General features: G+C 65.2%; 20 protein-coding genes. 4 read left to right on the forward strand and 16 right to left on the reverse strand.

The annotated features are described in order from the left end of the window. Window positions 1-46 precede the first annotated feature (46 nt). Window positions 47-1,528: an NAD-dependent succinate-semialdehyde dehydrogenase gene (locus tag ACOQOU_RS02845; RefSeq protein WP_306025932.1), complete on the reverse strand. Its 1,482-nt coding sequence runs from the start codon at window positions 1,526-1,528 to the stop codon at window positions 47-49. After that, on the reverse strand, window positions 1,529-2,806 hold the full coding sequence (locus ACOQOU_RS02850; RefSeq protein WP_306025933.1) for a 4-aminobutyrate--2-oxoglutarate transaminase: 1,278 nt from the start codon (window positions 2,804-2,806) through the stop codon (window positions 1,529-1,531). A 149-nt stretch (window positions 2,807-2,955) separates the two neighbouring features. On the opposite strand from ACOQOU_RS02850, the gene ACOQOU_RS02855 reads away from it, so the two are divergent. Together ACOQOU_RS02855 and argE are read left to right on the forward strand one after the other, a co-directional pair. After that, complete coding sequence (locus ACOQOU_RS02855) at window positions 2,956-3,540, forward strand: cupin domain-containing protein (protein ID WP_306025934.1); 585 nt, start codon at window positions 2,956-2,958, stop codon at window positions 3,538-3,540. Between the two features lie 44 nt (window positions 3,541-3,584). Beyond that, window positions 3,585-4,784: an acetylornithine deacetylase gene (argE, locus tag ACOQOU_RS02860; RefSeq protein WP_346433275.1), complete on the forward strand. Its 1,200-nt coding sequence runs from the start codon at window positions 3,585-3,587 to the stop codon at window positions 4,782-4,784. Here the strand turns inward: argE and ACOQOU_RS02865 are convergent. The 6 genes from ACOQOU_RS02865 to speB all read right to left on the reverse strand — a co-directional run bounded on the left by ACOQOU_RS02865 (window position 4,781) and on the right by speB (window position 10,513). Continuing rightward, a complete protein-coding gene (locus tag ACOQOU_RS02865; RefSeq protein ID WP_306025935.1) occupies window positions 4,781-5,548 on the reverse strand; it encodes a carbon-nitrogen hydrolase family protein in 768 nt (255 codons plus the stop codon). The two genes, argE and ACOQOU_RS02865, sit on opposite strands and share 4 nt — an antisense overlap. Before the next feature lie 2 nt (window positions 5,549-5,550). Continuing rightward, a complete protein-coding gene (locus ACOQOU_RS02870; protein WP_306025936.1) occupies window positions 5,551-6,351 on the reverse strand; it encodes an ABC transporter permease in 801 nt (266 codons plus the stop codon). Next, complete coding sequence (locus ACOQOU_RS02875; protein WP_109767696.1) at window positions 6,351-7,202, reverse strand: ABC transporter permease; 852 nt, start codon at window positions 7,200-7,202, stop codon at window positions 6,351-6,353. Before ACOQOU_RS02875 ends, ACOQOU_RS02870 begins: the two co-directional genes overlap by 1 nt. Beyond that, a complete protein-coding gene (locus tag ACOQOU_RS02880; RefSeq protein WP_306025937.1) occupies window positions 7,199-8,233 on the reverse strand; it encodes an ABC transporter ATP-binding protein in 1,035 nt (344 codons plus the stop codon). Before ACOQOU_RS02880 ends, ACOQOU_RS02875 begins: the two co-directional genes overlap by 4 nt. 66 nt (window positions 8,234-8,299) lie before the next feature. Then, complete coding sequence (locus ACOQOU_RS02885; RefSeq protein ID WP_420578899.1) at window positions 8,300-9,388, reverse strand: ABC transporter substrate-binding protein; 1,089 nt, start codon at window positions 9,386-9,388, stop codon at window positions 8,300-8,302. Window positions 9,389-9,457: 69 nt separating this feature from the next. After that, window positions 9,458-10,513, reverse strand: a complete 1,056-nt coding sequence (gene speB, locus ACOQOU_RS02890) for an agmatinase (RefSeq protein WP_109767698.1) — start codon at window positions 10,511-10,513, stop codon at window positions 9,458-9,460. A gap of 109 nt (window positions 10,514-10,622) precedes the next feature. Here speB and gcvA point away from each other — a divergent pair, with 109 nt between their 5' ends. Together gcvA and ACOQOU_RS02900 are read left to right on the forward strand one after the other, a co-directional pair. Continuing rightward, complete coding sequence (gcvA, locus tag ACOQOU_RS02895; protein WP_109767699.1) at window positions 10,623-11,627, forward strand: transcriptional regulator GcvA; 1,005 nt, start codon at window positions 10,623-10,625, stop codon at window positions 11,625-11,627. Between the two features lie 24 nt (window positions 11,628-11,651). Continuing rightward, window positions 11,652-12,818, forward strand: coding sequence for an aminotransferase (locus ACOQOU_RS02900; protein WP_306025938.1), 1,167 nt, complete (start codon window positions 11,652-11,654; stop codon window positions 12,816-12,818). A gap of 75 nt (window positions 12,819-12,893) precedes the next feature. Here the strand turns inward: ACOQOU_RS02900 and ACOQOU_RS02905 are convergent, their stop codons facing one another. Genes ACOQOU_RS02905 through ACOQOU_RS02940 form a run of 8 tightly spaced genes read right to left on the reverse strand, consistent with a single transcriptional unit; the run spans window position 12,894 to window position 20,518 of the window. After that, window positions 12,894-13,661, reverse strand: coding sequence for an alpha/beta fold hydrolase (locus ACOQOU_RS02905; protein WP_306025939.1), 768 nt, complete (start codon window positions 13,659-13,661; stop codon window positions 12,894-12,896). Further along, the gene (locus ACOQOU_RS02910) at window positions 13,606-14,739 is read right to left on the reverse strand and encodes a cobalamin-independent methionine synthase II family protein (RefSeq protein WP_306025940.1); all 1,134 of its coding nucleotides are present in this window, start codon (window positions 14,737-14,739) and stop codon (window positions 13,606-13,608) included. Before ACOQOU_RS02910 ends, ACOQOU_RS02905 begins: the two co-directional genes overlap by 56 nt. 12 nt (window positions 14,740-14,751) lie before the next feature. Then, window positions 14,752-15,720, reverse strand: coding sequence for a nuclear transport factor 2 family protein (locus ACOQOU_RS02915; RefSeq protein ID WP_306025941.1), 969 nt, complete (start codon window positions 15,718-15,720; stop codon window positions 14,752-14,754). Then, a complete protein-coding gene (locus tag ACOQOU_RS02920) occupies window positions 15,717-16,739 on the reverse strand; it encodes a LacI family DNA-binding transcriptional regulator (RefSeq protein ID WP_306025942.1) in 1,023 nt (340 codons plus the stop codon). The genes ACOQOU_RS02915 and ACOQOU_RS02920 overlap by 4 nt, the downstream gene beginning before the upstream one ends. Beyond that, complete coding sequence (locus ACOQOU_RS02925) at window positions 16,739-17,800, reverse strand: ester cyclase (protein ID WP_306025943.1); 1,062 nt, start codon at window positions 17,798-17,800, stop codon at window positions 16,739-16,741. Before ACOQOU_RS02925 ends, ACOQOU_RS02920 begins: the two co-directional genes overlap by 1 nt. Then, a complete protein-coding gene (locus ACOQOU_RS02930; protein WP_306025944.1) occupies window positions 17,797-18,339 on the reverse strand; it encodes an ester cyclase in 543 nt (180 codons plus the stop codon). Before ACOQOU_RS02930 ends, ACOQOU_RS02925 begins: the two co-directional genes overlap by 4 nt. Continuing rightward, window positions 18,336-19,493, reverse strand: a complete 1,158-nt coding sequence (locus ACOQOU_RS02935; protein WP_109767705.1) for a carbohydrate ABC transporter permease — start codon at window positions 19,491-19,493, stop codon at window positions 18,336-18,338. Before ACOQOU_RS02935 ends, ACOQOU_RS02930 begins: the two co-directional genes overlap by 4 nt. Beyond that, window positions 19,493-20,518 (reverse strand): carbohydrate ABC transporter permease, encoded by a 1,026-nt coding sequence (locus ACOQOU_RS02940; RefSeq protein WP_306025945.1) that lies wholly within the window; start codon window positions 20,516-20,518, stop codon window positions 19,493-19,495. Before ACOQOU_RS02940 ends, ACOQOU_RS02935 begins: the two co-directional genes overlap by 1 nt. Window positions 20,519-20,590 lie beyond the last annotated feature (72 nt).

The following is a 20,590-nucleotide window of genomic DNA, read 5'->3' on the forward strand; positions in this document are numbered from 1 at the left end:
GGTCGCCATCGACCGGCCGTTACAATTGCCGCGGGGTGCGGACGGCTCAGACGCCGCCCATGCAGACATATTTCATTTCGAGATAATCGTCGGCGCCGTACTTGGAGCCCTCGCGGCCGAGACCCGACTGTTTGACACCGCCGAACGGCGCGCCCTCGTTGGAGATGATGCCGGTGTTGACGCCGACCATGCCATATTCGAGCGCCTCGGCCACCCGCCACACGCGCGACAGGTCACGCGCGTAGAAATAGGCGGCGAGCCCGAACTCGGTCGCGTTGGCCTGCTCGATCACGTCCTCGACCGTGTCGAAGCGGAACAGCGGCGCCACCGGTCCGAAGGTTTCCTCGCGCGCGACCTTCATCTCGCGCGTGACGTTGCGCAGCACGGTCGGCTGGTAGAACAGCGCGCCGGCGTTCGACCGGCTTCCGCCCGTGACAAGCTCGGCGCCTTTCGAAAGCGCATCGGCGACATGGTCTTCCACCTTGGCCAGCCCTGCCTCGTCGATCAGCGGTCCCATATCGACACCGTCCTCGAACCCGTCGCCGCCCTTGAGCGCTTCCGCCTGCGCCGCGAACTTTTCGGCAAACGCGTCATAGACGCTGTCCTGCACATAGATGCGATTGGCGCAGACGCAGGTCTGGCCGGCATTGCGGTATTTCGACATGATCGCGCCTTTGGCGGCTGCGTCCAGATCGGCATCGTCGAAGACGATGAACGGCGCGTTGCCGCCCAGTTCAAGGCTCAGCTTGAGGATCTGGTCGGCGCCCTGCCGCATCAGGATGCGGCCCACTTCGGTCGACCCGGTGAAGCTGAGCTTGCGAAGCTTGGGATTGGCGCACATTTCCTTGCCGACCTCGGACCCGCTCGTGCCGACGATCAGGTTGAACAGCCCCGCCGGCAGGCCCGCGCGCTCGCACAGGACCGCGATCGCAATGGCCGACAGCGGCGTCTGTGCGGCCGGCTTTGAGACGACGGCGCAACCGACCGCCAGCGCCGGCGCCATCTTGCGCGCCAGCATGGCGTTCGGGAAGTTCCACGGCGTGATCATGCCGACGACGCCGACCGGCTGCTTGAGGACGACAACACGCTTGTCGGCCTGCTGGCCAGGCAGCACGTCGCCATCGATCCGCTTGGCCTCTTCGGCGAACCATTCCAGATAGGACGCGCCATAACGGATTTCGCCGCCGGCCTCGCCCACCGGCTTGCCCATTTCCGAGGTCAGGATGACCGCCAGATCGTCGACATGGGCAAGCATCAGATCATTGAGCTTGCGCAGCATCGCCGACCGCTCCTTGGCGGTCTTGGCGGCCCATTGCTTCTGCGCCACATAGGCCGCATCGATCGCCCGCGCAGTCTCGGCGGCGCCCATGTCCGGCAGGGTGGCGATCGTCTCGCCATTGGCCGGATTGGTGACACCGAACGCCTTGCCGCTGTCGGATTTTGCGATCCACTCGCCGTTCAGATAGCCGGCGGCCGGCAGCAGGCCGGGGTCTGTGAGTTTGCCCAGAAGTTTATCGGATATCGCCATTTATGCCTCCCGTGCAGCGCGGATGGACGCTTCGAGAATGTCGAGCGCCTCGGAGAATATCTCGTCCTGGATCGTGATCGGTGCGAGAAACCGGATGACGTTGCCATAGACGCCGCACGTCAAAAGGATCAAGCCCCGCGAAAAAGCTTCGGTGCGGACGCGGGTTGCAAACGCCGCATCGGGGGATTTGGTTGCCGCATCGTTGAATTCGACCGCGTTCATGAAACCCGGCCCGCGAATATCGGCGATCTCCGGTACGTCGTCCCGCAGGCTTTCGAGGCGCTGCTTGAGGCGCGCGCCAAGCTGGTCTGCCCGCGCGCACAGCCCCTCCTCCTCGATCACGTCGAGCACCGCATGGGCTGCGGCGATGCCGATCGGACTGCCGCCATAAGTGCCGCCAAGACCGCCCGGCGCCGGCGCGTCCATGATGTCCGCCTTGCCTGTCACTGCGGCCAGCGGGAAGCCGCCGGCCAGGCTCTTGGCCATGGTCACCAGATCCGGCTCGATGTCATAATGTTCGGTCGCAAGCAGTCTGCCCGTGCGCGCAAAGCCCGTCTGCACCTCGTCCATGATCAGCAAAATGCCGTGCTCGTCGCAGATTTCACGCAGGCGCCGGATGAAGCGCGCGGGCGCCTGGTAGAAACCGCCCTCGCCCTGCACCGGCTCTATGGCGATCGCCGCCACCCGCGCCGGATCGACATCGGCCTTGAAAAGCTTGTCGAGCGCGGCCAGCGCATCGTCCTCGGTCACGCCGTGCAGCGGCACCGGAAACGGCGCATGGAACACGTCCGCCGGCATCGCGCCAAAGCCCAGCTTGTAGGGCGCGACCTTGCCCGTCAGCGCCATGCCCATGAAGGTGCGGCCATGAAAGCCGCCCGAAAAGGCAATGACCGCGTTGCGGCCCGTCGCGGCCCGCGCGATCTTCACCGCGTTTTCGCACGCCTCCGCGCCGGTCGTCACGAACACCGTTTTTTTCGGCGTCGGACCCGGCACGATTGCGTTCAGACGCTCGGCGAGCGCGACATAGTTCTCATAGGGCACCACCTGATGGCAGGTGTGCGTGAAGCGTTCGAGCTGGCCACGCACAGCTTCCATCACCTTCGGATGCCGGTGCCCGGTGTTCAGAACCGCGATACCCGAGGCGAAATCGATAAAGCGTTGGCCCTCGGCATCCCAGATTTCCGCATTCTCCGCGCGGTCCGCATAGACCTGTGTCATCATGCCGACACCGCGCGCAATGGCGTCCGTCCGGCGGGCCTGAATCTGGGCGTTGATCATGGCGGGCTCCTCAAAGCGAATATCGGTGCCAGCCTTTCAATATATGGATCAGATTGTCAAATATATTAATCACACTGCCGACGCACGCTTGCTGGAAACCGACCTGCCATGACACAAGATGAGCCATCGCATCGATCCGGGAGGGGCGCGTGACCGAAAATGAGGTGGCCGAACGCCTGCGCGGCGTCCGCGAGGAGCGCGGCCTGTCGCAACGCCAATTGGCAGCCGCCGCCGGCATCACCGGCTCGATGATCTCGATGATCGAGCAGGGCCGCACCAGCCCTTCGGTCGCCACGCTCAAGAAGATCCTCACCGGGCTCGGCATGTCGCTGGGCGACTTTTTTGCCGACGACGAAACCTTCAAAGGCCAATGGCACTACAAGGCCAATGAACTGCGCGAGATCAATCCCGAAACGACATTCGGCACCCAAAAGCCCGACGCGGCCAGCCGCATCAGTTTCCGCCAGGTCGGCGCGGCCGGCCAAAGCACAATCCAGATGCTGCACGAGCATTATCCGCCCGGCGCCGACACGGGTCCGGAACGCTATGCCCATGAGGGCGAGGAAACCGGCATCGTGATCGAGGGTGAAATCGAGATCACCGTGGGCGGAGATACACGGACCCTGACCAAGGGCGATGCCTATCTGTTCGACAGCCGACAGCCGCACCGGTTCCGCAACGTCTCCGGCAAGCCCTGCACCATCGTCAGCGCCTGCACCCCGCCGACATTCTGAGCTCGGTGGGGATCGGACGGCGGGCCCTTGTGCCCGGCGCACCGATGGACGATGAGACGGGAACGCCATCGAGCCTGCGCAGGGAAGACATGAACACACGCGAACTTCTCGGCCGCCTGATCGCCTTCGACACGGTCAGCGACCGGCCAAACATGCCGCTGATCACCTACCTGCGCGACCTGCTGATGGACGCCGGAGCGGACGTTCAGCTGATCGCCGACACGACCGGCAGCAAAGCCAATCTCTATGCCACGATCGGCCCGGCCGACCGGGCCGGCATCGCCCTTTCGGGGCACACCGACGTCGTGCCGGTCGAAGGCCAGGCCTGGACCGTCCCGCCGTTCGAGATGACCGAGCGCGACGGCAAACTGTTCGGACGCGGCACGGCAGACATGAAGGGCTTTGTCGCCGCCGCGACCGCCGCTGCCCTGAAGGTGGCCCGAACCGATCTGCAAACACCGCTGCATCTGGCGTTCTCGCACGACGAGGAAATCGGCTGCATCGGCGTGCGCAGCCTGATCGGCATGCTCGCCAAAGCGCCCTTCCGGCCGCGCTTCTGCATCGTCGGCGAGCCGACCTCCATGCAGGTGGGCACCGGCCACAAGGGCAAGACCGCATTGCGCGCCGTCTGCACCGGACGCGAGGCCCATTCCGCGCTGGCGCCGACCGGCGTCAACGCCATCCATCTGGCGACCGATCTGGTGGCCCGTCTGCGCCAAATGCAGGCAGACATCGCCGACCGGGGGGCGTCGGACACCGCCTATGACATTGCCTACACGACCGTGCACGCCGGCATCATAACCGGCGGCGTGCAGGTCAACATCGTCCCCAATCGCTGTGTCCTCGACTTCGAGATCCGCAATCTCGCCGAGGACGATCCGGCGGCGATGATCGCTTCGATCAGTGAAGCCGCACACGCGATTGCCGCGCAATATCATGACGTTGCGCCCGAAAGCGGAATCGAGATCGCAACGCTCTTTTCCTATCCCGGCCTCGAGACGCCCGTCGACGCGGAAGTGGTGTCCTTCGTCAAATCGCTGACCGGCGGCAACGACACGATCAAGCTCGCCTACGGCACCGAAGGCGGGCTGTTTCACCGCGATCTCGGCATCCAGACGGTGATCTGCGGTCCCGGCTCCATGGCCCAGGGCCACAAGCCCGACGAGTTCGTGACGGTGGAACAGCTCGAACGGTGCGATGCGATGCTCGATGCACTGATCGACCGGCTCAAAGCCGGCGTCTAACGGTCCATATCCCGCAGATAGCTGTTCCGCTCCCGGCTCGCCGCAAAGGCATCGGGATCGACATCGGCGACGATCAGCGCATCGCCCTCGACCGGCGCCGATGCCAGCGCGGTGCCGTCGGGCGCGACGATGGTCGACATGCCCTGATAGGCAAAGCGGCCATCGGTGCCGCAATTGTCCGCATAGGCGATGAAGAGCTGGTTCTCGAACGCGCGCACCGGAACCATGGTCGAGGCGATGAACGCCGCGTCGGGCCCGAGCGGCAGGGCCGTCGGAACGGCGATCAGATCGGCACCGGCGCGCCCCAGCCGCCGCACATTTTCCGGGAACTCCACGTCATAGCAGATCAGCATGCCGATCTTCAGCCCGCCAAGGGTGACGATCACGGTTTGCGGCGCCGCCGGATCGAACAGGTCCTTTTCGTAGGGCCCGTAGAGATGGGACTTGCGGTAGATGACGGGCGCCGCACCGCCCGTCACGAAGGCGGCGCTGTTGTGAAGGCACGCTTCGCCCTTTTCGGCGAACCCGGCCACGATTGCGATGTCGTGCGCTTCGGCCATCGCGCCGAGTTGCACGAGCGGCGCGTCACCGGGCGAAAGGCCGGCCATGGCCTCTCCCGCGCCATAGCCGCCGAGCGCCAGTTCGGGCGCGACAAGCACTCGGGCGCCCATGTCCGAGGCACGCGCAGCCGCATCGCCGATGCGTGTCAGATTGGCATCCACATCGCCGGGCACGGCCTGCATCTGGAGGACAGCGACCCGCATCGTCAGCCCTCCGACCGCATCGCGCCCAGAAGCCGGCGGATATCGCCAAACCGGGCGATCAGGCCGAAGACCAGTGCGGCCAGCAGCACGAAGACGACCGATGCCGACGCCATGGTCGGCGTGTATCCGTAGCGCAGCGCATTGAAGACCTTGATCGGCAGCGTCTCGACGGTGAACCCCACCGTCATGTAGGCGATGATGTATTCGTTCAGCGACAGAACGAACGCAAACGCATAGCCCGAAATGATGTAGGGCACGATCAGCGGCAGGATGATGGTGCGCACGATGGTGCGGTCGTCGGCGCCCATGGTCGCCGCCGCTTCGAGCAGGGCGCGGTCGATGGTGGTGAAACCCAGTGAGATCGTCACCAGCGGCAGCGTCACGAAGAAGATGGCGTGGCTGATCACCGCCGTCACCGGCTGGCCGTACATGCCCGCCGTCGCCCAGAAGCTTAGGAAGCCCAAGGCCGTGATCACCGGCGGCAGGATGAAGGGCGCAACCCCCAGAAGCCGGAACACGTTGGCCCAGGGCGCGATGCGGCGCCACAAAAAATAGGCCAGCGGCAGGGCGATGATCACCGCAAGCGCGGCGGCGAAAGCGGCCAGAAGGAGCGAGGCGACCAGCGCGCCGCGCCAGCCCGGATCGGTGAAGAGTTCGCCATACCAGGCCAGCGACAGGCCGTCCGGCGGGAAGGTCAGCGACTTCTTCTCGTTCACCGACACGCCGGCGACGACGATCAGCGGCATGGCGAGGAAAAGGCCGACCAGCCCCAGGAACACATGCTGCAGGATCCGGCCAGCCATCATGCCTCCCTTCGGCCGCCGGCCATCACCGTCAGGCCGACCAGCGCAAGCGAGATGAGGACAAGGAAGACCGCCATCGCCGCGGCGAACGGCATGTTGGATTGCAGGATCGCCTGATCGGTGATCAGCACCGACAGCGTCCAGTGCCGCGGCCGCCCCAGGATCTGCGGCAGCAGATATGAGCCGAGCGCAAAGACGAACACCATGATCAGCGTCGCGACAATCGTGTTGCGCAGGGCCGGGATCACCACGTTGAAGAACGCCCGTGTGGGCGAGGCGCCAAGCGTCCGCGCCGCTTCCATCAGCGTCGGGTCGAGTCGGACGATCGCCGGATAGAGGATCAGGATCGTGTAGGGCAGCGCCTGATAGACCATGCCCGTCAGCACGGCGCCGAAGCCGGGCAACAGCGCGCGCGGCGCCTCCATCAGCCCGATCGCGACGAACAGGTTCGTGATGCCAGCGGTCCGCGACAAAAGCGTCGACCAGGAAAAGCCGATGATCACCTCGGACAGGGACAGGACCGACAGGAGCGCGACCAGCCAGAGCGTCTGCGCGCGGCGCGAGGCGCGCGTCAGAAGGACCGTGAACGGCACCGACACCGCAACGCAGATGATGGCCACCAGGATCGCGAGCAGCAGCGAAAAGCCCAGCACCGATCCGAAAAAGGGCGACAGGAAGCGCGCATAATTGTCGAAGACGAAATCGGGCGAATAAAAGCCCGCCGGATTGCGCCGGAAGAAGCTGACCGCGAGCATGATCGAGAACGGGATCACGAAGAAGATCACCAGCATCGCGCCCGGAAAGACGATCGGCGCGTAATCGGCGGCGTTTCTGGGCGGTTCGCGCCTCATCGGGCAAGCACCACGCACGCCTCGGGCGGAAAGACGACGCCGACGGGATCGCCGGCCTTGATGCCGGTCCTGTCACGCGGTGTCGTCACCGCGACGATGGTCGTGCCGCCGATATCGACGAACGTCTCTATCGTCCCGCCCAGATCGCGCACGAAAGTGACGGTGCCGGCATGGCCCTCGCCTGGACTGGCGATGTGCACGTCCTCGGGCCGGATCGAGATGCGCCCCTGGCCCAGCCCGTCGGGCGCTTGAAGGCCGGCAATTACCCCGCCGAGCACCTCAAGGCGCCCCGCGCCGTCGGTCCGGAAATCGAGTAGGTTGGTCGATCCGATGAAGTCGGCGACGAACGCATCGGCCGGCTGCCGGTAGATCTCAACGGGCGCCGCCGCCTGCCGTATGCGCGCTTCGCCCATAACGACCACCAGATCGGCCATCGTCATCGCCTCGCGCTGGTCATGGGTCACGACGATGGTCGTGATTCCCAATTGCTGCTGCAACTGGCGCAACTCGACCTGCATCGCTTCGCGCAGCTTGGCATCGAGCGCCGAAAGCGGCTCGTCCAGCAGGAACAGTTTCGGCGAGAGCGCGAGCGCGCGGGCGATCGCGACGCGCTGGCGCTGGCCGCCCGACAATTGCGAGATGCCCCGGTCGGCATAGCCGGACAGATGGATCAGCTCCAGAAGCTCGTCGACGCGCGCCCTCTGTTTGACGCTGTCGATACCGCGAATGCGCAGCGGATAGGCGATGTTCTCGCCCACATCGAGGTGCGGAAACAGCGCCAGCGACTGGAACACCATGCCCAGATTGCGCTTGTGCGTGGGCACGGGCGTCATGTCCTGGCCATCGATGACGATGGACCCGTCCGTCGGCTCCTCGAGCCCCGCGATCATGCGCAAAAGCGTCGTCTTGCCGCAGCCGGACGGTCCCAGCAAGCATACGAACGTGCCGTCCGGAACGTTCAGATTGATGCTGTCCACCGCCGTGAACGTGCCAAACCGCTTGGTCACGTCACGCAGTTCAAGGCCCGACATCGCGCCCCCCGCTCATGTGATGGCACCCCGCCCCGGCGATCCCCGCGGCGGGGCGGGATCGCAAAATCAGCCGACGATCAGCTCGGTCCATTTCTGGTTCAGCCAGTCGCCCTTCTCCGTGTAAAGATCGTAGCGCGGCACGATCGGATCGATCTCGGACGACACGGCCGAGAACTCCTCGTCGGTCAGGTCGAGCACGCCGCGTGCAAGCGTCGGCGCGGTGCCCACCTTGCGCGACAGCAGACCCTGGGTTTCCGGCCGGCTCATGAAGTCGATGAAGACATGGGCTTCGTCCGACTTGACGGACGCGCGCGACAGGCACCAATTGCCCGAATCCAGAATGCCGCCCTCCTTGGGGAAGGTCGACCGCACCGGATGGCCATCGGCGGCCGCAAGGCCCGTCACATCGTGGTAGTACTGCCCCATCGGGATCTCGCCCGACTTCAGCGCCTGCTCGAACTGCGCCTCGTCGCGGTACCACAACCGCACGTTCGGCTTGACCTCGGCGAGCTTCTCGAACGCGGCCAACTGGCCCTCTTCGGTGTCGAGCGCATCGGTTCCGCCCATATGCGTCTTGGCCGTCACCTCGAGCAGGAACGAGTTCGAGACCAGCGCAAGAAGGCCGAGCTTGTCCGCATTGGCCTCGTCCCACAGCGCCATCCAGCTTTCCGGCGCCTCGGGATAGGTGTCGGTGTTGGTGACCAGCGTGATGTACCAGGCAACGGCGCCGACCCCGGCCAGCCGTCCATCGGGATATTCGGCGACGAAGGTCGGCAGAAGATCGTCGAAATTGGAAATGCGTGACGGGTCCAGCGGCGCCCAAAGATCGGTGGTCATGCCGCGGCGGGTCGGCGTCTGTGCCATCATCGACACGTCGGCCGGAGCCTGGCCGGCACGGGCCGCCTGCTCGAGCTGCACCAGCCAGGCCTCGCCGGTCGGCTCGGCGATCGATTCAACGGCAATGCCGGTCTCTTCGGTGAAGACCGGGAAGATGTTGGCGTCGAACGAATCCTTGAAGTAGCCGCCATAGACGCCGACCTTCAGCGAGCGGTCCTGGGCCCGCAGGATGGACGGCATGGCCAACGTGCCGGCCATCGCCGCCGCGCCGCCAAGCACCGTGCGCCGGCGCATCGCCTTGTTGAACAATTCAGTCATCATCGTCTCCCTTGTGCGTTTGAGCGCCCGGCGCATCGGCACCGCCGCCGCATGGCCCGTCTGTCCCGTCTATGTGTTTATCGCGCCGATGGCCGGGCTGAAAACCATCAGGCTCAATATCTCGAACAACACCTGCGCGCCCGCATGCGCCGTGTTCGTGGTCGCATCATATTGCGGCGCCACCTCGACCACGTCGCCGCCGACCAGGTTGACACCCTTGAGCGCGCGCAGCAATTCAAGAACCTCGCGTGTCGTCAGGCCGCCCACTTCCGGCGTTCCCGTGCCCGGCGCAAACGCCGGATCGATGGAATCGATGTCGAACGACAGGTAGACCGGGCCGTCGCCGACGACAGCAAGCGCCCGGCGGGCCACTTCGGCGATACCCAGATGCGGCACCTCTTCGGCATGGATCACGCTCATGCCGCTTTCCGCCGAGAACTCCCACAGATATTCCGCCGAGCCGCGAATGCCGATCTGGATTGTCCGCTCGGGATCGAGAACGCCGTCAAGCACCGCGTTGCGGAACGGTCCGCCATGATGGAACTTGGTGCCATCGAACGCGCCGCCCGTATCGCAGTGGGCGTCGATATGGATCATGCCGACCGGACGTTCACGCCCGACCGATTTGAGGATCGGATGGCTGATCGAATGATCGCCGCCGGCGGCCAGCGGGGCAACGCCGGCGGCGACGATCGCATCGACATAGCGTTCGATGTCGTCATGGCTCTGTTCGAGCCGAAAACGGCTGGCAAACGGCACGTCGCCAATGTCGGCGACAGCCAGATCGAAAGCCGGCGCCGTCTCCAGCACGTGATTGTAGGGTCCGATCCGTTCGATGGCGCGCAAAGCCCTGGGCCCGAACCGCGAACCGTTCCGGTTGGTGACGCCGAGGTCCATAGGCACGCCGAACAGGGCGACCTGAAGCCCCGACAGGTCGGGTGCTGCGGGATCGATCGGCCGGTAGGGCGCGCTGAGAAGCGTGGGCAGCCCCGCATAGGGAGCAAGGCGCGTGCCGTCCTTCGAAAAGATACGGTCTCCGACCGCGCGGAATGCGCGATCGTGAATTTGCCCGCCATGGCCCTCGCCATACTTGTCGCGCAGGGCATTCAGCTTCTTTTCGTTCATGCCGCTCCACCGCCGAATTGACGATGAAAGCGTCGCAAGCGTCCTTTGAAAAATCAATTGATATTGTTAGAGAGATTTCTGTGAACATTTCTCACATCAATGACAGCATATGAAACGCCGCCTGCCCCCGCTCAATCCGCTGCGCGCCTTCGAGGCGACCGCCCGCAACCGGTCGCTGACCAAGGCCGCGCTTGAACTGTCGGTCACCCATGGCGCGGTCAGCCACCAGATCAAGGCGCTGGAAGCGGCACTCGGAGTTTCCTTGTTCCGCCGCGAGGGCCGTCAGCTCGATCTGACCGAACACGGCGCCGAACTGCTGCCGTCGGTTTCCTCGGCCTTCGACGAAATCGCGGCGGCCACCACGCGGATGACCCGTCCGGCAACCTCGGGCAGCCTTTCGGTCTCCTGCGTTCCGGCGCTTTTGTCGCTCTGGCTGATCCCGCGGCTGACCGATTTCACCGCCCGCTTCCCGCAGGTCCGCCTGAGCGTGCATGCGGGCAACGACGCCGGACAGATCCAGAATCCGGACATCGACATCGCCATCCTTTATGGCGATGGCAGCTGGCCCGACTGCTGGGTCAGGCTGTGGACGCGGCTGAACCTTTTTCCGGTGGTCAGCCCGTCATTGCTCAACACCCATCCGGTTCGGTCGGTTCGCGACATCGCAAAACATACCATCCTGCACGCCGACGACGGCATGGAGTGGCGGACGTGGCTGACCGCCGCCGATGCGCTCGACCTGGAGCGCGGTCCGCACCATTTCATGAGCGATGCCCGCCTTGCCATGGAGGCCGCACTCGTCGGCCATGGCGTGGCCCTTGGCGACAGCCTGACGGTCGCCGGCATGCTCAAACGGGGCCAGTTGGTGGCGCCGCTAAATCTTGCCGTGCCAGCGTCTCACAGCTTCTTTCTGGCCTGCCGCAACGATGTGCGCGCCGCGCCGATCGTCGAGATGTTCATCACCTGGCTGACCGAGCAGATCGAGGAACCCGACGCGCGCGTCGAACCGCATCTCGTCGCGCGCCGGGCCTTGCGCAAGAGCGCCGGCAGCCGTACGGGCAAGTCGCCCGCCAACGCAAAGCGGGTTCGCCAGACCGCCCGCAAGCGCACCTGACACCGCGCCGTTCCGGACATCACGATGACCCACCCGCCCTTCAATCCGCTCGTCGCCGGCGTTGCCCCGCCGCCCATTCCCGAAATCATGCGCTGGGCGCGTGACTATGACGGCGCGCTCGGCCCGCCGATCGACATGTCGCAGGCGGTACCCGGCTATCCGCCGCACCCGGACCTGTTGGGATGGCTCGGCGAGATGGCGGCCTCTCCCGCCTGCGCCGGTTATGGCGATATCGAGGGCGAACCGGCCCTGCGTGCCGCCTACGCCGAATGGTCCGCCGCCCTTTATGGCGCCGACATCGCGCCGGACGACATCCACGTCACCGCCGGCTGCAACCAGGCCTTCTTCGCCGCCGCCATGGCGCTGGCCGGTCCCGGCGATACGATGTTGCTGACCAATCCGAACTATTTCAACCAGGCGACGACACTGGCCATGCTCGGCATTTCCGCCAGAACCGTCACCTGCGATCCGGCCCATGGCTTCCTGCCCGATCCGGCACAAATCGCCGATGCGATCCACGACAGCGTGCGCGCGCTCGCCATCGTCACACCCAACAACCCCACCGGTGCGGTCTATCCGCCCGACCTGCTCTCCGAACTTTTCGCCATATGCCGCAAGCGGGGCGTCTGGCTGATCATCGACGAGACCTATCGGGACTTTCTGCCGCCGGGCGCCGGTACGCCGCACCGCCTTTTCGAACAGCCGGACTGGCGCGACACGCTCATCGGGCTTTACAGCTTTTCCAAGAGTTTCTGCATTCCCGGCCACCGGCTCGGCGCGGTCACCGCCGGCGCGCCGGTCATCGCCGAGATCGCCAAGGTGATGGACAATCTTCAGATCTGCGCGCCAAGGGCACCGCAGGCCGCGGTGGCGCGTGCCATTCCCGCACTGCAAGGCTGGCGCGAAGCCAACCGGCAGGTGATCGCCGACCGCGCAACAGCGCTGCAGGGCGCGCTGGCACACGCGGCGGGCTGGTCGATCGATGCGATCGGCGCCTATTTCGCCTTCGTGCGCCACCCGTTCGATGAGCTGAGATCGACCGAGATCGCACGGTATCTGGCGCAGAAGGCGGGCATCGTGACCGTTCCCGGCGCCTGCTTCGGCGACGGACTGGATGCCTATCTGCGGGTGGCCTTCGCCAATGTCGACGAAGCCGCCATTGCCAAGTTGGCCGATCGCCTGCCGCGCTGACCGGCCCATGACCTTCCAGCACATGGCAGCAGGCGGCCTTGGTGACGGCGGTCCGGCAACCCTCCAATTCCGTTGTTACGCCGGACGGGCCAGCCAGGCGGCAAGCGCCGCATTGACCGCGTCGGGTGCCTCGAGCGTCGTGATATGGCCGGCGCCTTCGACGATCACGAGATCGGCGTCCGGCAACAGCGCGGCCATCTGCTCGTGGATGACGGGCGGGCACATACGATCCTCGGCGCCACACAGGACCAGTGACGGACCCGCAAAGCCCGACAGCGTGCCGGTCTGGTCCGGCCGGTCGCGCAAGGCCAACGACTGACGCGCGAACACATCAGGTCCAAGGATCATCGCCATGTCGAGGAACAGGCGGTTGAGGTCGGTGTCTGCACTGTTCGCCTCGGCCAGATAGTGCGGCTTCATTTCGGTCAAGAAGAGCTCGCGCAGCCCGCCGGCTCGCGCGCGTGCGATCTGATCGTCGCGGATGGCCTTGCGGCGGTCGCTGTCGGCTCCGAAGCTCGTATCGAGCAGCGCGAGGCGCATGACGCGTCCGGGTGCCTTGCGCGCCATCTCCTGGGCGACGATGCCGCCCATCGACAGGCCGGCCAGGTTAAAGCGATCCGGCAGTTGCGCAAGCAGACCGTCCGCCAGCCCGGCCATCGTCTCGGCGCCGGTGATGTCGCCAATGACGATGTCATGGTCGGTGCCGAGCGCATCGACCTGAGGCGCAAACAGCCGCCCGTCGCACATCATGCCCGGGAGGAGGCAAAGCGTTTCGCGGGCCATGGCGTCAGAGACGCTCCGATACCAGTTGCGCGCCTTGGGCAAGCGTGGCCAGCTTGGCATAGGCGATCTCCGGGTCGACCGCGCCGAAGCCGGCAAAGGTTCCGAAACCGCAATCGGAGCCGGCGATCACCCGGTCGGCGCCGACAATGCCGACGAAACGCTCGATCCGCTGGGCCACGAGTTCGGGGTGCTCGACGAAATTGGTCGTTGTGTCGACCACACCCGGAACGAGGATACGATCGTCGGGAATCTCGGCTTTCCGGTCGCGGAACACGGTCCACTCATGGGCATGGCGCGGGTTGGACGTTTCGAACAGAACGTAGCGCGCCTTGGCTTTCATCAGCACGGGAAAAACCTGCGCCATGTCGATGTCACACACATGCGGGCCTTCATAATTGCCCCAGCAGATATGCACACGCACCCGCTCCTGCGGCACGTTCTCGAGCGCATGGTTGAGCGCCTCGACATGGCTCTCGGCGATCTTCACGAACTCGGCGTCGGAAAGGTCGGTGAACAGCATGTGGCGCGACAGCGCCAGATCGGGGCAATCGAGCTGCAGGTCGAGACCGGCGGCGACGATCGTCTCATATTCGGCGCGCATCGCGTCGGCGAGCGCGGCGAGATAGGCACCGCGAGTCGGATAATGCTCGTTCTGCAGGAACAGCGAGATCACGCCGGGCGATGCCGCGTTCATGAAGCCGCGCGCCGCGCCGTGCGTCTCGATGCCGGCCTTGAGGTTGGCGATGTCCTTTTGCAGTTCGCCCTGCCCCTTCGAGCGAACCTCGCCGGTGCACATGGGCCGCGCATATTTCGGCGTGCCGCCATCGTCGGCGAGGCGCTGCAGGAATGTGGGAAACCGCTTGAGATCGGCCGGCGCGTTGCGCGGGCTGTCGCCGGAAAAGCCGGTGTAGCGATCCTTGACGTAGGTCGCATAGGAGATTTTCGAGGTTTCGCCGTCCGAGACGATGTCGATGCCCGACTCGACCTGGCGGCGCACGGTTTCGCCGACGGCCTCGGTCATCGCCGCATCGAATTCGGCGGGGTCGTATGGCTCCTCGCGTTCGCGGGCGAAGATGAAGTCGACGACCTTTTGCGTGCGCGGCAGCGAGCCGACATGCGTGGTTGCAATTCTGGTCATGAGCGGCAGCCCCTATCCCGTCTGCAGAGCGATCTGCTTCCAGATCGCCGTTTCGTCATAGAGCACATATTCGCGCCGAAGGCCGCGCGGGCCGTATTCGGCGTGGACGATGCCCAAAACGTAGACGTCGGCGCCGGTTGGACGGCCAAACGCGCCCCACCCGTCATGCTTTCCGGTCAGCGACCAGCGCACCGCCGCGCGCGGGCTCATCATCGCGTCCTGATTGCCCATCACATGGTCGATGCTGAAAGTCGCCGAAGGGAAGGATGCGCGCAGGCCCATCCAGAACCGGTCGGCCGCCTCGCGTCCGTGCGCGGTCGCGCCGCCAGGATGTTCCAGATGGCATCCCCGGTCATATTCGGTACCGATCACCGCCATCTCGGCATCCATGATGCGCGTCAGCATGTCGGCGTAACGCGCGCCATAGGCGTCATCATTGCCCTTGCCCCCGTAGGGTCCCGGCCGGTCGTTCGCCGGCGTCAGCGGTTGGACGCAGGCGTCCGGTCCACCCTCGCGATCGATCTGCGTGCGGGCATAGTCGGCCGGGTCCCAGCCCATCTGCCGCACGATGGCGCCCTGATCGCGGATCAGCCATTCATCGTCGATCCGGTTGTCGATGGCATGGCAGTCCGCAAGGATGCGGTAGGTCAGTCTGGTGCCCGTGGCCGCGCCATAGACGCCGTCGCCCTCATGCGTCGCCGTCGATACGATACGGTGCGAGGACAGCATCCCGGTCTCGGGCGTGCCGCACCAGATCACGTCTTCGCCCAGCAATTGCCGGTCTGGAAACTCGGCCAGCGTCGCCATCGTCGCGGCGATGACGCCCTGATTGCCGACCACCACAGAACCGGGCGAACGCACGACGATGTCGTCGGCATAATAGCGGTGCAGCGTGTGGATGCCGCGATCTTCCCAGATTTCCTTGGTGATGCCCAAAATGTAGTCGGGAAAATCGGTGAACCGGTCGTCAAAGCCCTTCATGTGTCCCAACCCTCGGGTATGCGCGCCGAGCCCCGCACGACCAATGGTGCGGGCAGCACGTGCTGCTCGGCGCCGGCGCCGGGTTGCTCGATCATCTTCAACAGCGTCGCGACGGTGCGCTCGACCATCAGATTGGCGCGCTGGCGGACGGTCGTCAGGTCGTAGGCCGGCCATGAGGCGGGCGGCACATCGTCGAACCCGACGACCGACACGTCGCCGGGCACCGACAGACCCAATTCGTAGCGCAAGACGTCCATGACGGCGAACGCCATGTGGTCATTGGCCGCAAAGACCGCATCCGGACGGTCGGCCCGGTCGAACATGCGCCGTGCCGCCGCCCGCGCCTCGTCGATCTGGAAATTGCCGACCTCCCGGTCATAGCGGTCGATCCCCGCTTCGCCCAATCCGTCGGCAAATCCCTGTTCGCGGTCGCGCTGGGTCGAGGCCCCTTCCCAGCCGGCAATGTGGCCGAACCGCTTGTGCCCCCCGTCGAGCAGGAATCGCGCCACCGCCCGCCCGCCGGCACGGTTGTCGGAGGTGACCGCCGAAATGCCCGCATCGTCCTGCGCCCGGTTGAACAGCATGACCGGCACGCCGGCGGCCTGGCAGCGCGCCGTCAGTTCCGACGACAACGCCACCGACGCCATGATGATGCCATCGACCTGATAATCGAGGATCTCCTCGAGCACGGTGTCGATATTGCCCGCGGTCTGCGAGGCCATGAAGATCAGGACATGGTAGCCCTCGGCCTGCAGCGCGTTGGAGAGCTTTTCAAGCGCCTCGGGATAGAAGTAATTGTCCAGATAGGCGACGACGAGCCCGATCATCCGGCTGCGCCCGGTGATCAGCGAACGCGCCAGCACGTTGGGCCGATACCCCAGTTTCTCGGCAGCATCGCGCACCTTTTCGGCCGTATGGGCCGAAACGCTCGCGCCGGGCGTGAAGACCCGGCTCACGGCCGAACGGCTGACACCGGCGAGCCGGGCGACATCGATCGAGGTGACCCTTTCGTGCGCCATCACGGTTCTCCGACCGGAAACGGAATCGGCGCCATCGAGCGCGCCTTGTTGAACTCGCGCAGCCGGGCGAACACGTCGACGCCCAGCTGCCGGTAGGCATCCAGAAGGTCCACCAGCACCCAGTTTTCGCGGATCAGCCCGTTCTCGATGCGCCAGAAATCAAGGCTGCGCATGGTGATGCGCTTGCCAGATGGCGCGATACCCATCCAGCCGTCATGGGTCACGGTCTGGATCATGTTCGGCCAGCCCGTGACAGCCACATAGTCGCCGTCGCCGAAGAAGTGATAGACGATCTCGTCGACATACCGGCCGCGATCGGGCATCGCATTGAGGAACGGGATCTGGTGCCAGTTACGGAAGCCCGCAATGCCGCGCCCCGTGCCAATGCCCGAAGGGCCGTACCAGTTCATCTTCGGATGCCAGAAACGCTCCATCTCCATGACGTCCGGCCCGCCCTGGGACGGATGGCGCTTGAGCGCCTCGAGCATATCGATCACATGCTGGCACGACACCGCACTGCGTGCCTCGTCGCGCGGCCCGCGGACCAGACCGTCCATCGTCGCCGGTCCCGGCACCTGCCATTCGCGGCCGAGCGTCGGCGCCATCGGCCAAGCACCGGCCTGGATCATCACCTCTGGGATGTCCCACAGCGCCTGCATCTCGGTGACGCGGCCATCCTCGAAGCGGAAGAACTCGTGAAAGCGCATGGCGACCTGATGGCCGGTCGGCGGAATGTCGAGCCACGGCGCGACAAACGTGCCGGTGTAGTAGCCGCCGCACCCGACCCAGTCGGCACCCTCTTCAGTCCCGCCCGCCATGACAATGTAGTCGCGCCGCTCAAGATCGGGCAAGGCGGAGAAAAGCGGCGCATAGGCCGTCTCGTACAGCGCTCCTGGCCCTTCCATCTCGCCCAGCGGATGCGCCAGCCGCACCGGTGCGTCGGGCGCCAAAAGCGCGTTGAGCGCGGCCTTCACGCCCTCTTCGGTGAAATCGTACATCGCGGCCCGAAGCGGTGCGACGGCCGCCTTGTGGGCGGAATGACGGTCGACCGGCATCGTCATGCCGCAGCCTCGCTCCGCGGGCGCGGCGGCATCCGCTCGCCCCGGTCGAAGGCTTCCCAGCCCTCGCCGCCGAACACGTCGACGCCCAGCTGCGCCAGAACATGGGGGAAATCGACCATCACCCAATTGTCGACGATCTTGCCGTCGACCACCTTCCAGAAATCCATGTAGCGGATTTCAACGCGCTTGCCGGTTGGCGCAACGCCCATGAAGGCGCCCGAATGGGTCGCCTCCTGACGACCGAAAGCGGCCGCCCACTCGCCCATATAGAGCCGTGCCTCGTCGACGCAGACCTTGTCGGAAAACGCCGCCTGGAACGGCCGCTGCCAATGGTCCTGGAACTCGCGCAGACCGGTCTTGGTGCCGCAGCCGAAATTGCCCATCCAGCGAAAGCTCTCGGCAAAGAACTCGCCCATGTCGGCGATGCGGTGATCGTTGAGCCCGTCGACCATCGTCTCGATGACGCGGCGCGTATCCTCGGTCTTCGACATGTCCGTATCGCGGCTGAGCACCGCCTGTTCGGGTCTTGACCCCTTCATCCTTTGACGGCTCCCGCGGTCAGGCCGCTGACGATCTGGCGCTGGAAGATCATCACCAGCAGGAACAGCGGCGCGGTGATCGAGACGGCGGCGGCCACGGCCTCGACCTGGTCGGTCGTCGTCGTCTCGCGGTTGAAATAGCCGGCAATCGCCGGGACCATGGTCTGGTTCTGCGCATCCAGCAGCAGCGAGGTCACCAGAAGATCGTTGTAGGCGAGGAGGAACGAGAACAGGCCCGTCGTGATCACGCCGGGCCACATGACCGGCATGATCACCCACCGGAACGCCTGGAAATGGGTGCAGCCATCGACGCGCGCCGCCTCGTCCAGTTCGTTGGGGATGTTCTGGAAGAACGAGCGCAGCATCCAGATCGTGAAGGGCTGGTTGATCGCGACCAGCACGGCGATCACCGCCAGCGGCTGGCCGTAGAGCGTCGGCGCGTTGTCGCCCAGGATCGGCCGCAGGATCTCCGCAGAATTGATGAAGACCGGCAGATAGCCAGCCACCAGAACCGAATGGGGCAGTGCGCGGAAGATCAGCGCGATGATCAGGATCCAGAAGGCAAGGTTGGAGCCCGACCGCGCCAGCCCATAGCCGGCCAGCGTGCCGACCGTCAGCGAAATCGTCACCACGCCGGCGGTAACGATCAGCGAATTCTGGAAGTTGCGCCAGAAGCCATTTTCGATCCAGACGGAATAATAGTGCTCGGCGGTCAGCCCCAAAACCGGTGCGCCCAGCGGACCGGCGACGGAGTTGAGCACCCCGAGCACCGCCGGCAGAATGCCGAAGAAGACGACCAGAAACCCGATCGCATAGGCGCCGGCACCGACAAGCCAGCCGATGACGGTCATGCCCTGCGGCGACAACCGGTCGACCCATTTGGGAAGCCGGGTGAAAGCCAATCGCACGGCGGCGATCAGGACCGCAAGGCCGATCGCGATGTCGAGGATCGAAAGACCGTCGCCGCCGGCGCGGGTCGTCGGCCCGAAAATCACGTCGAGCGGGTTGGCCGAGAACGCATCGACCGGCGATTTGAAGCTCATCACCGCGATCCAGAAAATCGGAAAGGCGGCAATCAGGCACCAGAAGGCCAGGAAGGAGGCAGAGGCGAACCGCAGCGAGAACGGTTGCTGGAGCGCTTTGGGCGTTGCCATCAGTGCGCACTCCCCTTGTGGTCGCGCCAGGTGCGGCGCAGCAGCGGGATCAGCAGGATGACGATGCCGATCATGGTCAGCATGGCGCTCGCCGAGGCGCGGCTGATCGCCCGGTTGCCCGCATCGTCCGGCTCCAGAAGGTCATAGGTCAGCCATTGCAGCGTTATGCGGTGTGCCTGCGAGGAGAAGCCGACCACCTCCTCGAAGGCGCGGTAGGCATCCATCAGGTGGATCAGCGCCACGAAGATGATCAGCGGCATCAGATGCGGGACGACCACATAGCGCAGACGCTCGAACCGGCTCGCCCCGTCGATGATGGCGCTTTCGAGCGTATCCTGATTGACCGTCTGTAGTCCGGCATAGAAGATGACAAAGGCGAACGGCGCCACATGCCAGACGCGGTAGAACATCATCAGCAGCTCGATCGCCCAGCCATTGGCGGCAACGGAAATGTCGGTGGCCAGCATGTCCTCGAGCAGGGCCGTGACGATGCCGTCGCCATAGAAAAGCCAGCGGATCGACAGCGCGCCGATGACGGGCGTTATGATGAAGGGCAGAAGCGACACGAAGATGATCTGGCCGCGGATCGAACGGGCCGCATTGTTGACGGCGAGCGCGATCGCCAGGCCGAGCCCGATCACCAGCGGCAGGGTGACGAGCGTGAAGGTCAGCGTGAAGCGCAGCGCTTTCCAGAAGTCGATGGCCAGAATGGAGCTCCAGGTGCCGCCGGCGATCGCCGCGCCCACCTGGTCCAGTTGCAGCACCCGCGCATAGCTCAGGAGCCCGACCCATTCGGTCGTCGTCTGCGGATTGCCGAACTCATCCAGGACCGGCGTCGTCTTTGTCTCCGTGACGCAGGTCTGGCCGACAAAGCCGGGTGTGCAGGTCTCGACTTCGACGGTCTCGACGACCGGCTGGGTGATCTGGAAGCTCTGCAGAAAGACGCTGGCAAGCGGGAAGGCGATGAACAGCACCATCATGAAGACCGACGGCCCCACGAACCACGCCAGTGTCCTGAATTTCATGATCGCCTCCCGTGCCGGAAAGTCCGGGGCTGCTCCGCAGGCGGACAGGCCGCCCGCAGAGCGCCGCCCCGG

The sequence above is a fragment of the Oceaniradius stylonematis genome, from assembly GCF_965223445.1.
In the GTDB taxonomy this organism is placed as follows: domain Bacteria; phylum Pseudomonadota; class Alphaproteobacteria; order Rhizobiales; family Rhizobiaceae; genus Roseitalea; species Roseitalea stylonematis.